Genomic DNA, 16,070 nt, shown 5'->3' on the forward strand with positions numbered 1-16,070 from the left:
CAGTCCTTCGGGATTATCAGTGTTCACGTGGATCGAGCGCATCCCGCAGGCCATCGCCCAGGAGATTGAAACCGATCACCACGAGGAAGATGGCTGCACCCGGCCAGATGGCCATCCAGGGCGCCTGAGAAAGATAGTTCTTCGCGACATTGAGCATCGAGCCCCAGCTTGCCGCCGGCGCCTGCTGTCCAAGGCCGAGGAAGGAGAGGCTGGCCTCGGCAATGATTGCGGTTGCCACCGTCAATGTCGCCTGAACGATGATAGGCGGCACGATGTTGGGAAGGATATAGCGAAGCATGATATCGTGATGACCGAGCCCGATCGAACGCGCCCCTTCGATATAGTCCTCCGTCTTGACCGCGAGCACCTGCGCACGTGTCAGCCGGATGAAGATCGGCATGGCAGAAAGACCGATTGCAATCATCGCATTGGTGAGGCTTGGGCCAAGAAAGGCGGCAAGCGCGATTGCCATGATCAGGAACGGCATTGCCAGAAAGGCTTCCGTGATGCGCGAGATCACCTGGTCGAGCCAGCCGCCGAAATAGCCGGAGATAAGACCGAGCGGCACACCGGTGATAACCGCGATGAACACGGAGACGACGCCCGCCATCAGTGAGGCCTGCGCGCCCCAGATCATACGCGAGAGGATGTCACGGCCAATATCATCCGTACCAAGCCAATGTGCCGCCGACGGCGCCTTGCGAATAGCGCTCCAGCTTGTGGCATAGGGATCGGCGATCGGCAAAACGGGTGCGAGCAGAGCGACAACTGCAAAGAACACGATGATGATGAGACCGGCGATGGCGCTCTTGTTGCGCTTCATCTTTTTCCATGCGCGATTTTGCGAGCGCTTGGCGACCGGGGCGGCTATCTGAACGGTCGCGCTCATATGGCAGCCCTCATGCGTGGATTGAGGAGAACCGTAACGACATCCGCCAGCAGGTTCATCAGGATGAAGCCTATCGCGGTGCAGAGCACCACACCTTGGACGACGGCATAATCACGCGTGAAGACTGCATCGACGATGAGCTTCCCAAAGCCTGGAATGGTGAAAATCTGCTCGGTCAAAACAGCACCGGCCAGCAATTCTCCGAAGAGCAGCGCCGACAAAGTGATGATTGGCAGGAGAGCGTTTCTGAAGGAGTGGCTGAGCACCACCTGCCAGCTGGATAGTCCCTTGGCTCTCGCGGTACGGATATAGTCGGACTTCATCACCGAGAGCATGGCAGATCGCGTGTGACGCATCAGCGTCGCGGCCAGCGCATTACCCAGAACGAAGGACGGCATGATCATGGTCTGGATCGAGCGCACGGGATCAACGAAAATAGATTCGTAGCCTGATGCCGGAAGCCATCCGAGATGCACCGACACCAGCAGGATCAGCATGATACCAAGCCAGAAATTCGGGATAGAGAGACCGGACAGCGCCACGATGTTCGAGAGATAATCGATCCACGTATTCTGTTTGACGGCAGCAAGAATGCCGATCGGCACACCGATGATCAGCGCGAAGAACATCGACATCACGGCAAGCTGGATGGTGACCGGCAGCTTCTGGCAGATCAATTCAAGAACGGGCTGATTGGTCCTCAGCGATATGCCGAAATCCCCCTGAAGCACCGATCCGAGCCAGTAGAAATACTGGTACACGACCGGGTCGTTCAATCGATACCGCTCGCGCAGGAGTTCGATGACGGCAGGATCGCGCTCCTCGCCCGCCATGGCGAGAATGGGATCGCCCGGCAGAAGCTTTTGCAGCGAGAAAACAAAAATGGAAATGATAAGCAGCGTCGGTATGGCAACCAAAAGCCGCTTGCCGATATAGATGTGCATTGGATCGATCCTTGAAACACCGGTGTGCCGGAGATTGGCGCAGGCGCTGTTGCCAGCGCCTGCGACGGAACATCAAGTGCTTATGAGCCTTTCTTCACACCGGTCAGGCGGATCATGCCATCGGATGAAGGGGTGAAGCCGGTCACCGCTTTGGAGGTCGCGTAGAGATAGGCTTGATGGCCCAGATAGATCAGCGGCAGATCGTCATCGAGGATTTTGGTCGCCGCGTCATACTTCTCCTTGCGAACCGCATCGTCAGTCGAGGCACGCGCCTCGTCGAGCAGCTTGTCCACTTCCGGATTGCAATATTTGGTGTCGTTGATGCCACCCTTGCAGGTGACGAACTGGTGGATATTGCCGTCGGGATCGGAACGACCAGACCAGTCTGAGCGTGAAAGCACGTAGTTGCCCGCCGTCTGCTCGGAAAGCAGTGTCGCAAATTCGGTTGCCTTCAGTTTCACATCGAAGCCAGCCTCCGCCACCATGGCCTGGATGACCTGCATCATCTGCGTCTGGGTGGTGTTGTTGGCATGCTGCAACTCGATTTCGTAGCGGTCGAAGCCAGCTTCCTTCATCAGCGCCTTGGCTTTTTCCACGTCGCGCGCTGGCACGGGGACGTCCTTGTTGTACCAGGGGCTGGTCGGTGGCCACGCCTGATTACCGGCCATTGCCGTTCCTTCGAAGACGACCTGGTTGATCGCCTCGCGATCGATGGCAAGCGAGAAAGCCTGACGCAGGCGCTTGTCCTTGCCGAAAGGATTGTCGGCCTTCGGACCGTTGCCGATATTGACATACATGGCCATGTAGCCGGGCCCCACGACTTCGCCATAGGTCAGCTTAGGATCGTCTTTGACCGATGCCGCATCCGAAGCAGAGATGCGTTCCGCCATGTCGAGATCACCGGCGCGCAGATTGGCCAGACGTACGGTGGTGTCCGGAATGGGCAGGAAGGTCACTTTGTCGAGGAAGATGTTGTCCTTGTTCCAATAATCGGCAAACTTTTCCAGCACGATACGGTCCTGCTGAATGCGCTCGACAAACTTGAAGGGTCCGGCGCAAACCGGCTTGGAACCGAAGTTCGCACCGAGTTCCTTGCCGGCCTTCGGCGAAATCATCATGCCGGCGCGGTCAGAGAGCTGGGCCAGCAGGCTGGCATCAGGCTTCTTCAACGTGAACTTGATCTGATACTCACCAGTCGCTTCCACCTTCGCCACGGAGGCGAGCTCGCTCTTGCGGCGCGATTCCGGCATCGTCATATTGCGCTCGATCGTATAGACGGCCGCCTCGGCATTGAACGGCGTGCCATCATGAAAGACGACGCCTTCACGCAGGTCCATCGTCAGCGTGTTGCCATTGTCGCCCCAGGCCCATTTGGTGGCCAGTTGCGGAACGACGGACAGATTGTTGTCGAGGTCCACCAGCTTGTCGCACATGCTGGTATAGACGAGGCGTCCCACGAAGGTTCGTGATTGGGCAGGATCGAGCACGTCGGCGTCGTCCTGCAAGCCGATGCGAATATCCGCGGCAAAGGCCGAGGTGGAGAGCAATGCTGCGGTCAGCAGAGTGGCGGAAAATTTGGTGATCTGTCTCATGTCGTTCTTCCTCTGGATGTTGTTCAGGCAGCCGGTGTTCCGGTTCTTGCCGCGGTGATGGCTGTCAGATCTCTCCCTTCGATCCGTGATCGAGATGATCCATCGATGTCTGGCGGATAAGGCGTTCCTGCAATGTCAGGAGGTGATTGCGCATGGCTTCACCTGCCTTGGACGGATCGCGTGCCGCAATCGCGTCGATGATTTCGGCATGCTGGTCGCGCGATTCCTTCAGCGTGTCATCGAGCCGGCGTGCACGTTCGCGAACCGCCTGCCAGGACGGGTCTTGGCGCACGCGATTGACGACGTCGAAGAGAGACAGAAAAAGCTGATTGCCCGCGCTCTGCGCGATCAGACGATGGAGCGAACCATCCCAAAGCTCCCGCCAATCCGCGTCTGTGCGCTCATAGATCTTGGCGCAGGTTTCGCGCATGCGCAGAACGTCGGAGGGTTTGGCGCGCATGGCCGCAAGCTGCGCCAGTTGCGGTTCGATGCGAAGACGCACCTCCATAATTTCCATGAAGTTGGTACCGGGGACGAGGCTCGCCGCATGGTCGCCCCAGCTATCGGGCTTCTGACCAAGGAACGTGCCTGCCCCTTGGCGACGCCAGATCAAGCCTTCCGCTTCAAGCACTTCCAGTGCCCGCCGAATTTCACGGCGGCCCGCACCAAGGCGCTCACTTAACGTGCGCTCAGTTGGCAATTTTCCATCGCGGCCAAAAGCACTTACAGCGATAAGTTCGCGCAGACGTTCAAGCGCGTAGTTCGCATTGTCGAGACCAGAGATGTTGGATTTTTCATTCATTGGTGCGTACCAATTTCACATTGGTTCAATGAATGCGGAACGAGCCCATTCGTCAAGCTCAAATTTTATCCACGCAGAAATTTTATGCAGGAAAGGCACCATCCAGCGAATATGCTTGCCTGAGATATATGGAAAAAGCAGCGGTCATGGTGCGGACCGCTGCTTTCTAAAAGCACCAAGATGATTTTTAAATTAAAGCAATCTCAAGCTGCCAAACCGGTTTGATGAATTTCCACAAGCTCCTGATAGCATGAGGTATTTCCTGCGAGCACCGGCTGACCCTCGAAGAGCTTATCCCCCTCCAGCGAGAACGGCATGACCTGCCCGCCCGCTTCTTTCACCAGGCAGAAACCGGCCATGCAGTCCCAGGCTCGCATATGGGGTTCATAGTAACCGACCAGCCGGCCTGCAGCCACATAGGCCAGCATCAGCGCGCCGGAGCCGTTGCGGATGAAATTGCCGCCACGCGTCATGACATCACTGATGATCCGACCGACTCGTTCCGGCGTGACGTAATTGTTGGAACCGATCCCGGTCAGGGCGTTCTGAATATTTCTGGAAGGATCAAGCGTCAAACGCCTGCCGTTCAGGGTCGCGCCATGTCCTTCAGCAGATGCGTAAGTCTCGTCGGCACATGGCACGCGGATCACGCCGATGACTGGCTTTCCTTCCCGGACCACGGCGATCGAGACGCACCAGCTTGGCATGCCGTTGACGAAAGGCGCGGTCCCATCGATCGGGTCTACCACCCAGGTGTAGCCGGAGACACCGTCGTCGTAGCCATGCTCCTCGCCAAGAAAGCCGTCGCCGGAGAAGGTCGCAGCGACGCGCTCCCGCAGCATTGTTTCGACGTTGCGATCGGCGATCGAGACTACGTCCTGAAGATCTCTCTTCGTTTCGATCACCAGGCTGTCGCGCTTGTTGAAATAGTCGAGCGCCATGGCCCCAGCCTCGGCCGCCAATTCCTGTGCAAGCGCAAAGCGCTGTTCGAGGCCGTCATTCCGTTCTGTCATTTCCAATGTCCTTGATTGAATTCGCTGATCTCACGCGTCGATGAGCGCTATGCCACGATTTTTAAAACTGAGTGTGACATCGCTGGTCGCATTCACAGTCTGGTTCATGTCGTGATCAACGATGAACAGCGTGCCGACTTCTGTCTCGACTTCGTATTCCAGGTGCCCGCCGAGATAGGCGGTGTGCAGCACGCGTCCCGGCATTCCAGCCTCGCCCGGCGCGCCGATCCGGATCGACCCTGGACGAACGGCAAGTTTTGCTGCGCCAGCGCGCGGATGCCTGCTTGGAATGCGATGTTCCGTCTTGCCGATCCGGACGATCGCTTCCTCGCCTGACTGTGAGATGACCTCGCAAGGCACGACATTCGCTTCGCCCATGAAGTCCGCAATGAAGGACGATGCCGGGGCTTCGTAGAGCTCGCGCGGTGCTCCCGATTGTGCAATCTCACCCTCCTTCATGACGATGATGCGGTCGGAGACCGCCAGCGCCTCATCCTGGTCGTGCGTGACGTAGACAGCCGTAAAGCCGATGCGCTGTTGCAGTTCACGAATGTCCGTGCGGACCCTTCGACGTAGACGTGCGTCGAGGTTCGACAAGGGCTCGTCGAGCAGGAGCACCTGCGGCTCCAGCACAAGGGCTCGCGCAACTGCCACGCGCTGCTGCTGCCCGCCGGAAAGTTCGGCAGGTAGACGATGGCCCATGCCGGCGAGACCGACGAGGCGCAGCCCTTCCTCCGCCTTGTCACGCGCCTCGTTCTTCTTTAGCCCGGAGGATCGAAGGCCATAGGCCACATTGTCCAGCGCACTCATATGCGGAAACAGCGCATAGGACTGGAACACCATCGACACGTCGCGCTCATTGGCGGGTAGCATGGTGACATCCTTGTCGCCGATCAGGATACGGCCGGAGTTCGGATGCTCGAGGCCAGCAAGCATTCGAAGGGTCGTCGTCTTTCCGCAACCGGATGGACCGAGGAGCGTCACGAGCGTGCCCGGTTCGATCGTCAAGGAGAGATCCGGTATGGCAGTAAACGCGCCGAAGGTCTTGCGAACATTCTGGAAAACGACTGAGCCGGGTTTGACGGTAATCATGCGGCTTTCTCCTGAGGATTGGATGGGGATGTAGCTAGGGAAACGCCGGCAACCCGGTTTTCACGGCGAAGGCGTCTTTCTCCAACCGCGAGTTGGAAGCCGGCAATGACGGTGATCATGACGACGATCAGCATGGACGAGTAGGCGATCGCCACCCCGTATTCCCCATTTTCAACGAGACCGACAATGTAGGATGTCGCCATGTTGTACTGGGCGCTGACGAGAAAGATCACAGCACTGATGGACGTGATGGCGCGCACGAAGGAATAGACGAGTGCCGCGCGGATCGCGGGACGAAGCAGCGGCAGCACCACCAGCCGTATGGTGCGGAAGCTGTTTGCGCGCAGCGTCATGGAAGCTTCATCCAGGCTCTTGTCCAGCTGGCTCATGGCAGCGATGCCGCCGCGTACGCCAACCGGCATGTTGCGGAACACGAAGCACAGGATCAGGATGAGGGCCGAGCCCGTCATTTCAAGCGGTGGCAGGTTGAATGCCATGATGTAGCTGACGCCGATGACCGTGCCCGGAATGGCAAAGCTCATCATCAACGCGAATTCGAAGAGATTACGCCCGGCAAATTTCTGCCTGACGATGATGTAGGCAGTGAGCAAGCCGACGGCCGCCGTCAGTGGTGCAGCAATGAGCGCGATTTCCATCGTCGTCCAGAAGGAGTTCCAGGCAACGCCGGTCCAGGCGATGGAGCCGTTGCTGATGCTGACGGAGAAGGCGCGAACGTAGTGATCGATCGTCAGCGTGTTGTCCAAGCCCCAGGTCTTCACAAACCCACCGACAAGGATCATGCCATAGACGACGACGGTAAAGATCATCCACGGAACCACCAGCGCGTGGACTGCAATGGACATCGACTTCGGCAGCGCGATATGCGCGCCGCTGTCTCCTTTGCCCGTCACCGTGGCAAAGTTCTTTCCCGCCAGCCAGAAGCGCTGCGCAATAAAGGCAGAGAGCGTGAAGCAAAGCAGGACGATAGCAAGCACGGCCGCTCGCGAAGGGTCGTTCTGAGAACCAACCACTGCAAAGAAGATTTCGGTTGAGAGAACACCATGGCTCCCACCCAGCACCAGCGGGTTGCCGAAATCGGCCATACTTTCGATGAAGCCGATCAGGAACGCGTTTGCGAGGCCAGGCTTCATCAGCGGCAGGGATACGCGCCAGAAGGTCCGCCAGCGGTCGGCACGAAGCGTCTGAGATGCCTCTTCCATGGAAGGGCTCACCCCTTCGACAACGCCGATGAGGACAAGGAAGGAGATGGGCGTGAACGAGAGAACCTGGGCGATCCAGATGCCCGGCAGACCATAGAGCCAGCGACCCGGTTCGACGCCAAAGACGCCAGACATGAATTCGGTTACGACGCCCGCGCGCCCGAAAAGCAGCGTGAGTGCGAGGCCGATCACGAATGGAGGCGTGATAATCGGCAGCACCGTCAACAGACGCAAACCCTTCTTGAAAGGAAAGCGTGTTCTTGTCGCAACCAGTGCGAAGGCAAGACCGAGAATGGTGGACCCTGCTGCCGTCATGATCGCCAGAAACAGGGTTCTCCATGCCACGCCGCAACGACCACCGCTCATGACACAGTCAAGGCTCCAGATGCCTGGATCGCGTATGTTGCGGATGAAGCCGTCAGGATTGAAGGAACCGTCGAAGTCCTGAAGCGCGCCGACCATCATGCTGCCGATCGGATAAAAGACGAAAACGCTTACAAGAAAAATCAGCAGCGAGATGCATGAGACGATAAAGGCATCGCCCTTCATGAAGCCTCGCTCGGCAAGCCCGAAGGAGATGAAAAGGACAAAGACGAAGGCCATCGTCACCGCGCCTGCACCCATGGAAGGCTGACCATCCGCCAAGGCGCCAAAGAGACCTTCGGTCGCCTGCCAAGTCCAGCCGGAAAATCCGATTGCCAATCCCTGAAGGACGAGGAACCCAAGACCGAGGCTGCCCGCTATCACCAGCAAGGCGCCGCGCTTTTCGGTGTCCGGTACGATCCGTGCTGTCACCCCCAGGAGGAAAAACCCAAGAACGCCGAACAACCAGACGCGACCTTCCGACACCATCTGAAGAATGCCGGGAGCGACCGCCTTGGACAGCGGGAATTCCGCCAGCCAGCCGAGGCCGTAGAAACCGCCTTCAATGCGGTACCAGGGAACAAGCACAAGGGCCGCCAGTCCCACGGCCAGAACAATGTCCAGCCGGCGATTGCCATGTGTCATGGTCAACCTCACAAATTTGAGTGTATCGGAAAGGGGCCGCCTTCATCCCTCAACCAGTCAAAGACTTGAAAATGAAGGCGGCAGAAGGGAGCTATCAGTTGGCGGCTGCGCCGACGTCCTTGTCCCAACGTTCCAGCAAGGCCTTGCGCTTTGCGGGGTCGCCATAGGTCTTAAAGTCGTAGTTGATCAGCTTGATATCTTCAAAGCGTGGAGCTTCTTTCGGGATTTCAGCATTCTTGTTGGATGGAAGCTGGAACGACTTGGCATCCTTCATCCGCGACTGCACATCGGCCTGCAGCGCCCAGTCGTACCAGATCTTGGCGTTTTCCATATTGCGTGCGCCCTTGACGATCGACATGGAGCCGATCTCGTAACCCGTGCCTTCGCAAGGGGCGACCGACTTCACAGGGAAGCCTTCTGCCGTCTGAGCGACGGCATCGTGCATGAAGACGATCCCGAGTGCCGTCTCCCCGCGGGCAGCAGCCTTTACGGGCGCCGAACCTGACTTGGTATATTGGGAGATGTTGGCGTTCAGCTTCTTCAGATAATCGAAGGCCTGATCTTCTCCCATGATCTGAGCAAGCGAAGCGAGCGCCGTGTAAGCCGTTCCCGACGAGTTCGGATTGGCGATCTGGATTTCGCCCTTCAACTCTGGATCAAGCAGGTCGGCCCAGCACTTCGGCTCCTTGAAACCCTTCCTTTTGAAGATGTCGGTATTGTAGCCCCAGCCGAGAGCACCGGCATAGACGCCAACCGTTTTGTACCCGGCGCTCTCTGCCTGGTTCTTTGCCCAATCCTGCAGCTGGTCCAACATCTTGGATTTGTATTCGAGCGTCAGGTTTTCAGATGCTGCCTGCAGGTGCGGATCGCCGGTACCAGCCCACCAGACATCGGTCTTCGGGTTGCGCGCTTCTGCGCGGATCTTGGCGTATGCCTCGCCGGACGACATGCGCACCATGTTGACCTTGATGTCGTGGCTCTTTTCGAAGTCGCCCTTCATCTGTTCGCAGATCACCACATCTGCAGCGCAGATGAGGTTGAGGTCACCGGCCGCATGTGCGGGTAAGCTCATCAAAGTTGTTCCTGCCAGAAGCAGGCTGGAAATAAGGGTCAGTCGCATGTTTTCCTCCATGATGTGCGTCTGAATGCTGATCTCAGGACATGGCTTCGCCATTCGGCATGCTCTCGCTGCCGTCTCTCCCGGTTAAAGTTGCTCGCTTATTGGCTGGGCGGATGGACTTCCGTATCGAACCTTAGAAGAAGTCTGCCTCGTTCCTCTGGATTGCCAAATGTCGCAAAATCATAATCTACCATCTTGATAAGCGGGAGGTCGGGTGCTCCCGGTGGCAGGACGGCCTTAGCGTTGGAAGGGACCTGGTTCTGCCCGGCAGCAGCACCTGTCGCCTGCCCTTCTGGGCTCAGTGCAAAATCCACGAAATGCCTTGCCTCGTCCCTGTTCTTCGCGCCACGAATGATGCTGACCGCGCCGATCTCGTATCCTGTGCCCTCGCAAGGGGCGACGATGACAAGCGGCGCGCCCGCCTCCTTCTGCGTTACCGCATCATGCATGAAGGATATCCCGATCAGGGCTTCTCCACGAGCGGCAGCCTTTACCGGTGCGGAACCTGCTCTGGTATAATCGGTGACATTGCGATTAAGCGCCGTCATGTAGCTGAATGCCTCGTCCTCACCGAAGAGTTGCACGAGCGTCGCGAGCATCGTGAAGGCCGTACCCGAATAGTTGGGATTGGGCGTGACGATTTTACCGCGATAGGCCTCGCTGATCAGATCCTTCCAGCACGTTGGCGCCGGAAGGCCTTGCTTCTGCAGAAGCTCGCTATTGTAGGCAAAGCCGAGCGCACCGGCGTAAATCCCCGCCGCCTGCCCACCCGACATGGCAAAGAAATTCTGAGCCCAGGGAAGAACCTCGGCTTCATGTACGGAAGCGTAGGCCTCAAGCAAATCTTCGGACGCCGCCTGCAGATGCGTGTCGCCGGTGCCGCCCCACCAGACATCAACGGTTGGTGCATTCTTTTCTCGTCTGATCTGATCGAGAACTTCACCCGTGCTCTTGCGCACCATCACGGTCTGGACGCCACTTTTCAGCTCGTAGGCGCGTTGCATTGCCCCACACCAGGCTTCGTCCGCCGCGCAGAGCACGCTTAGCTTCCCGCCGTCCTGTGCAAAGGCCGCGCCGCCAACCCACAGGATCAGCCCGGCGCTCAATGCCGCAAGCAGTGATTTCAATCGATCCTCCCTGGAACCTCCCCGTTCCATTCTTGCCGCAGAGAATGCCAGAACCGACCGCTTGCGCAATCGCTGAATGGTTACCGATTTTTCAACGATTGGATCATGCAATGACATTCCGTTACGAATGTTACAAATCTGACAGGGCCGGTCATCATCGACCTTTTGAATAATCCCGCGCTCTTGCCTATGATCGACGCCGGGAGGACTTAATTTTGCAAAACCAGAGGATCAAGATTCTGATCGTCGAGGACGATCCGGATATGGCTGAATTGATTGCGGATCTTGTCGAAGCCGAGGGCTGGTCACCGACGGTCGTCCATTCTGCCGAAGACGCAACCTTAATTTTGGGGCGCGAGCAGTTCCATATCCTTCTGCTCGACCACAATTTGCCCGGGATCTCCGGACGGACATTTGCTCAACGCATCCGCACGAACCTTGGGCTCAATGTCGGCATCCTGATGGTCACGGCCGCCGGCAGTGCTACCGAACGTGTTCTCGGGCTGGAAACAGCGGCCGACGACTATGTCGTAAAACCCTTCGAGCCGATCGAACTGACGGCTCGCATCAAGGCGGTCCTTCGCCGTATCGCGCCATCGCTCAAGGTAGAGAAGGAGCCGGAGCGCGAGCATGAAGCGAGTTCTTTGCGGCTTGGTGACTGGGCGGTCGATCTGTCCGCGCGACGCGCGCTCTGCCTTGCCGATCGCAGCAAGACGCTGACCAGCGCCGAGTTCGCTCTCCTGGAAATACTGGCGCAGACACCGAACAAACCTGTCAGCCGGTCCCAGATCCTCGATCGCCTCGGTGCGGAGAGTGATCGCTTCATTGATCGCAATGTCGATGTGCTGGTCTTACGCCTGCGCCGCAAGATCGAGCGCAATCCAGACCTGCCGCAGCACATCCAGACACGCAGGGGCAAGGGATATGTCCTGCACACCGAAACCGCAGAGCCGCCATTGTGATCGACCGGCGCTTCCTCCAGTCCATCGCGTTTCGGCTGCCCTTCGCCATCGTGTTCATCTGTTCATCGGTCTTCATTCTCTCGTCGGTCGCGATCTACGGTTTGCATAAGGCCAAGACGGAGATGGCGGCCTATAGCCTGCAGGCCTTTTCCAGCCTTGCTCGCGCCTCGCTGGTTTCCCGCCAGGTTGCCGATCTGGTTTCCAGCGCGCCTCTGCTGATGAACGCCACGTCCCCATACCGCGTCTCCAGCGAGAGCCGAGCGGTCGTGGCGCAGGTCGATGGGCTTCTACAGACGATCGCGCAGTACAAGCACGCAGACAACCAGAACGCTCTTCCCAATGACGATATCGTCAGCCTTCTGCAGACCATTCGTCAGCAAACCATATCGCTTGCAGCGGATGCAGACGCGGCACAGCAACACAAGGCGGAGGCAGCTGCAGCGCTTGGCCAGATTGCGACCCAGCAGACGGTAAACCAAGATGCGCTTCGCCAGCGTCTCAATGCCCTTGTCCAGGCCGCCGCCAATTCTGCAAGCCTATTCCAACTGGGCGAACTACAGCGCCGCTTCACCGCAGAGACCGGCTATTTCTTGAATGACCCGGCAGCGGCTCCGCAGGTCGGCAAAGAAGGGCTTGCGCTTTACAAGAGCGTGTTCGACGCGCAGACGCAGTATCTTCTGGAAATGTTCGCCATCCAGTCGTCGGTGTCGAAACTCCACACTGTGTCCCGCACCCTGTCTCGCACGACTGAAACGCAAAGCGGAGCGGTCGCCGAGAGGCTGACCAAAGGACTTGATTCGGCATCGGCCGCGCTGACGCGACTGATCGTCATGGTGGCGATTGCTTTTTTCATCGTCGTCATTCTCTCCACCCTGTCGATCCGTTCCGTCATGCGGGTATCGAGAGGCATTACGGCACTGTCCACCGGCATGAACTCGCTTGCCAAGGGTGAGCAGGATGTCACCCTTCCCGCCTATAGAGGCTCGGAAACCGAGCTTGTGCGTCTGTCGGATGCATTCCACGCTTTCAAGGACAGCGTCGATCGAGTCTCGCGTCTGCGCCGCACGGCCGAAGCGGCTGCGAGAACGATCCGCTCGACATTCCGTACCATGAACGAGGGAATCGCACTCTTCGACGCGACGGGCCATCCCATCACCATGAACAGGCGGGTCATCGAGCTTGTCGGCAGACGGGGTGGATCGTCAAGAAAGCTGCCCCTTCGCAAGTTCATCGACACGATCCCCGAGATAGACCCCGAGTTACTACCTCGTGACGGAGCTCTTGGAACGCTTGCAAATCGGATCACCCTGCGCCATCGCACCGATGATCAGCAGGTCACGGAAATTGCCATTTCACGCCAGCCAGATGGCGGCATTGTCATCCTGGCGCGCGATGTCACAGCGTTTGATCGACAGGAGGCAGAAGCGGCGAAAGCTCAGCGGCTCGATGGTATCATGCGCATGACCCATCAACTGAGCCACGAGGTCGGCAACATGATCGGCATCATCACGGGAAGTCTTGGACTTCTGGAGCGCGAGACGGGCTTTAGCGAGCGCCAGCAGCGCAACATCAATCGGATTCGCAAGGCAGCCAATCGCGGGCGCGAACTTGCCAGCAGCATGCTCTCAATCGGCAGTCAGCAACCCATTCGTCCAGCCTCCGTCGACATCGGCGCGCTTTTGCGCGCAATGATGGATGTGCTTGAGATTGCGGTTGGGCCTAACAACGAGATCACGCTTGAAATTGAAGACGGTTTGCCCAGGCTCGCACTGGATGCCGCCCTGTTCGAACAATCCATTCTCAACCTCTGCCTCAACGCCGCAGCCGCTTTACCGACTGGCGGCTCGATCCTCATTTCGGCACGGCTACTGGAGCAAGAGGTGGAAGTGTCGGTTGAGGACAACGGTCGCGGCATGGATCAGGACGCGATAGACCGCGCTTTCGAACCTTACTTCACCACGCGCGCCCAGCAGGGCGGCACGGGCCTTGGCCTTGCCATGGTTTATGGCTTCATGCGCCAGAGCGGCGGCGGTGCAAAGATCACGTCAAGGCCTGAGCAAGGTGTTCGCGTGGCGCTGACATTTCCAACCCTTCGCGATGAGCAAGGCGGTAATTCGACGTTTTGATTTGCGGCTTCGCCAAGGACGCGAAGAACCCTGCAATATCTTGTGCCGGTCGGGGATCCGCCCCTTGCCTCGCTACTTTGCCGTGCCTTAAGAAGTCCTGGATCTTAATTTGCGCCGGAGAGGACAGGCATCGTGGAAGAAGCAAACACCAAGACCGGCAGCGGAGCGAAAAAAGCCCTTTTGGCCGCAACGGCGATAATCGTCATCATCGGCGCAGGCGCGGTCGGCGCGAAAGTGTACTACCAGAAACAGGTCGAAAAACTCATTGCCGAAAGAGGCGCGACCGTGGCTTCGGTCGATGTCGACTTTCTGGGACAGGTTCACATCAAAGACCTGACGTTGCCTCTGGAGACAGGTGAGAAAATCAGCGTTGCCTCGGTTGACGGACGCCCGAAACTCCCTTTTGCCGACGGGGTATTGGAACTCAGCAACATCTCCATGGAGGATGCGAGAACCAAGTTCGTTATTCCCAATGCCCGGATTGAGAACGCCGAAATCGAACGACCCGCTTCATTGGAAGCAACCGGAACAGGCGCGGACGATCCGCTTGCCAAACGCATCGAACGCCTTTCGGCGAAGCGAATTTCCATTCCGGAAATGACGGTGTCGTATGCGATGCGCACAAGACAGCAGAAAGTCGTTTATACGAATGCGATTCTTTCAAACGTTGCGCATGGCAAGATCGCTGATTACTCGATCGACAAGGTGAACGCCGACGCCACCAGAGAAGTAAAAGACCACACTGGGGCTGCTCGAACCAAGCGTCTGCTCACGTCGACTGGCGAGATCAAAGGCAAGGATGTCGATGTTGCATATATTGTAAGGCTTAACACCGAAACCGCGGGGCCGGACGACAAGGAACCAAAACAGGTCTTTGGTCCTCTTTCTATCAGTAAGGTTTCCACCACCGACCACGACGGGCAAGTGACCTACGACGAATTGCGCAGCAGTGGCTTGAGCGCACGAATGCCCGCTGAACCGCTGGCCCAGACGCTGGCGTCCATCACTGAGGTCGCAGATATAGACGACCTGACAACCGAACAACGTCAGGCATACTTCAAGAGGGTGCTTTCGATTTTCGACATCATCGGCGAGAGCGATATCCAGTTCCTCGGCCTCAAGATGGAAGACCTGGACAAGGGTCAAGATTCGACGGAAGGGCGGACGACGATCACCATCGACCGGACTGACATGCGGATTGAAGGCTACAAGACCGATTTTGGCTTTCACGGCCTATCCATCCTCAAGGGTCAAGACAGGGTGTCGATGGCGGAAGCAAGCATCGTGGGATTTGATTGGACCTTGCCCGCCAAGGGTCTCACCCAGGCCGCCGCTCTGGAAGTAGACGAACTGGCGACTTTCCCCTACAGACAGTTCCTGCCGAGCTTCGAACGCTTCCGCATCAGCGGCCTAGACTTCGACACCTCGGCGCCGGAAAAAACCGACGAACCCGCCACCGGCAAACCCGAGCGCATCAAGTTCGCGCTCAAGAACTTTGAAACGGTGCTGAAGAATCCTGTTAACGGCATTCCGACCGATTTCGAAAACAAGATGGAAGATCTCGTTATCCCGATCCCGGAGGATTCCTCTGAATTTGCCGAGGCGCGCGCTCTCGGCTTGAAGGAATTGACACTCTCTTACGCACTCTCAAGCGCATGGGATGAAAAAAACAGTAGCCTGGCAATTCGCCAAATCTCTGTCAGCGGCAAGGATTTTGGCCGAATCGAACTCTCAGGCCTCTTGAGCGGGATCACAAAAGAGTTCTTCTCGTTCGACGTCGCCAATGCTTACGCAGCGCTTTTCAGCGTGATGGGTCGGGAGATCAAGTTCACCTGGAAGGATGAAGGTGGGGTAGCACTCCTGACCAAGCTCTACGCTTTGCAGAACAACATCAGCGAAGCACAAGCGCGCACGACGTTGACGCTGGGCGCAAGCTTCCTGATGCAGCAACTCGCCGCCGAGCGGCCACAGTTGAGAGGCGCGACCGACGCACTTGCCGCCTTCGTCCTCAAGCCAGGCACCCTCACCGTCACCGTCAAGGCGAAGAACCCGAACGGACTTGGGATATTCGATCTCGCGGCCGCATCGCAGGATCCGCTCATTCTCCTCGACAAGGTCGATATTCAGGCTGCGGCTGAGTAACGAACATCAAGCGCGCGTCGGCAGCGGCGCGCG

The 16,070-nt window shown here is 57.9% G+C and carries 12 protein-coding genes; 3 read left to right on the plus strand and 9 right to left on the minus strand.

The window, feature by feature from the left end; all coding sequences use genetic code 11:
* Positions 1-16: 16 nt before the first annotated feature.
* The 9 genes from ACTJK5_RS13610 to ACTJK5_RS13650 all read right to left on the minus strand — a co-directional run bounded on the left by ACTJK5_RS13610 (position 17) and on the right by ACTJK5_RS13650 (position 10,807).
* Positions 17-889 (minus strand): ABC transporter permease, encoded by an 873-nt coding sequence (locus tag ACTJK5_RS13610; RefSeq protein ID WP_113180329.1) that lies wholly within the window; start codon positions 887-889, stop codon positions 17-19.
* The gene (locus tag ACTJK5_RS13615) at positions 886-1,833 is read right to left on the minus strand and encodes an ABC transporter permease (RefSeq protein ID WP_440612686.1); all 948 of its coding nucleotides are present in this window, start codon (positions 1,831-1,833) and stop codon (positions 886-888) included. The genes ACTJK5_RS13610 and ACTJK5_RS13615 overlap by 4 nt, the downstream gene beginning before the upstream one ends.
* Before the next feature lie 80 nt (positions 1,834-1,913).
* Positions 1,914-3,425: an ABC transporter substrate-binding protein gene (locus ACTJK5_RS13620; RefSeq protein WP_113272748.1), complete on the minus strand. Its 1,512-nt coding sequence runs from the start codon at positions 3,423-3,425 to the stop codon at positions 1,914-1,916.
* A gap of 64 nt (positions 3,426-3,489) precedes the next feature.
* Complete coding sequence (locus tag ACTJK5_RS13625; protein ID WP_440612687.1) at positions 3,490-4,227, minus strand: FadR/GntR family transcriptional regulator; 738 nt, start codon at positions 4,225-4,227, stop codon at positions 3,490-3,492.
* A gap of 203 nt (positions 4,228-4,430) precedes the next feature.
* Positions 4,431-5,240 (minus strand): inositol monophosphatase family protein, encoded by an 810-nt coding sequence (locus ACTJK5_RS13630; protein ID WP_440612688.1) that lies wholly within the window; start codon positions 5,238-5,240, stop codon positions 4,431-4,433.
* Positions 5,241-5,270: 30 nt separating this feature from the next.
* A complete protein-coding gene (locus tag ACTJK5_RS13635) occupies positions 5,271-6,332 on the minus strand; it encodes an ABC transporter ATP-binding protein (RefSeq protein ID WP_440612689.1) in 1,062 nt (353 codons plus the stop codon).
* On the minus strand, positions 6,329-8,560 hold the full coding sequence (locus ACTJK5_RS13640; protein ID WP_440612690.1) for an ABC transporter permease: 2,232 nt from the start codon (positions 8,558-8,560) through the stop codon (positions 6,329-6,331). Before ACTJK5_RS13640 ends, ACTJK5_RS13635 begins: the two co-directional genes overlap by 4 nt.
* 94 nt (positions 8,561-8,654) lie before the next feature.
* Positions 8,655-9,680 (minus strand): ABC transporter substrate-binding protein, encoded by a 1,026-nt coding sequence (locus tag ACTJK5_RS13645; RefSeq protein WP_111846798.1) that lies wholly within the window; start codon positions 9,678-9,680, stop codon positions 8,655-8,657.
* A 98-nt stretch (positions 9,681-9,778) separates the two neighbouring features.
* Complete coding sequence (locus ACTJK5_RS13650) at positions 9,779-10,807, minus strand: ABC transporter substrate-binding protein (RefSeq protein ID WP_440612691.1); 1,029 nt, start codon at positions 10,805-10,807, stop codon at positions 9,779-9,781.
* Positions 10,808-11,022: 215 nt separating this feature from the next.
* On the opposite strand from ACTJK5_RS13650, the gene ACTJK5_RS13655 reads away from it, so the two are divergent.
* From ACTJK5_RS13655 to ACTJK5_RS13665, 3 genes are all read left to right on the plus strand, one after another.
* Positions 11,023-11,769: a response regulator transcription factor gene (locus ACTJK5_RS13655; protein WP_440612692.1), complete on the plus strand. Its 747-nt coding sequence runs from the start codon at positions 11,023-11,025 to the stop codon at positions 11,767-11,769.
* A complete protein-coding gene (locus ACTJK5_RS13660) occupies positions 11,766-13,895 on the plus strand; it encodes a sensor histidine kinase (RefSeq protein ID WP_440612693.1) in 2,130 nt (709 codons plus the stop codon). The genes ACTJK5_RS13655 and ACTJK5_RS13660 overlap by 4 nt, the downstream gene beginning before the upstream one ends.
* A 132-nt stretch (positions 13,896-14,027) precedes the next feature.
* Complete coding sequence (locus tag ACTJK5_RS13665) at positions 14,028-16,037, plus strand: hypothetical protein (RefSeq protein WP_440612694.1); 2,010 nt, start codon at positions 14,028-14,030, stop codon at positions 16,035-16,037.
* Positions 16,038-16,070 lie beyond the last annotated feature (33 nt).

Origin of the sequence: Agrobacterium sp. 22094 (assembly GCF_052046015.1) — a bacterium.
Classification (GTDB): Bacteria; Pseudomonadota; Alphaproteobacteria; order Rhizobiales; family Rhizobiaceae; genus Agrobacterium; species Agrobacterium cavarae.

Excerpts from the sequence above, each read along its gene's own strand:
- ACTJK5_RS13610 (WP_113180329.1), bottom strand. The coding sequence starts at position 889 with ATGAGCGCGACCGTTCAGATAGCCGCCCCGGTCGCCAAGCGCTCGCAA.
- ACTJK5_RS13615 (WP_440612686.1), bottom strand. The coding sequence starts at position 1,833 with ATGCACATCTATATCGGCAAGCGGCTTTTGGTTGCCATACCGACGCTG.
- ACTJK5_RS13620 (WP_113272748.1), bottom strand. The coding sequence starts at position 3,425 with ATGAGACAGATCACCAAATTTTCCGCCACTCTGCTGACCGCAGCATTG.
- ACTJK5_RS13625 (WP_440612687.1), bottom strand. The coding sequence starts at position 4,227 with ATGAATGAAAAATCCAACATCTCTGGTCTCGACAATGCGAACTACGCG.
- ACTJK5_RS13630 (WP_440612688.1), bottom strand. The coding sequence starts at position 5,240 with ATGACAGAACGGAATGACGGCCTCGAACAGCGCTTTGCGCTTGCACAG.
- ACTJK5_RS13635 (WP_440612689.1), bottom strand. The coding sequence starts at position 6,332 with ATGATTACCGTCAAACCCGGCTCAGTCGTTTTCCAGAATGTTCGCAAG.
- ACTJK5_RS13640 (WP_440612690.1), bottom strand. The coding sequence starts at position 8,560 with ATGACACATGGCAATCGCCGGCTGGACATTGTTCTGGCCGTGGGACTG.
- ACTJK5_RS13645 (WP_111846798.1), bottom strand. The coding sequence starts at position 9,680 with ATGCGACTGACCCTTATTTCCAGCCTGCTTCTGGCAGGAACAACTTTG.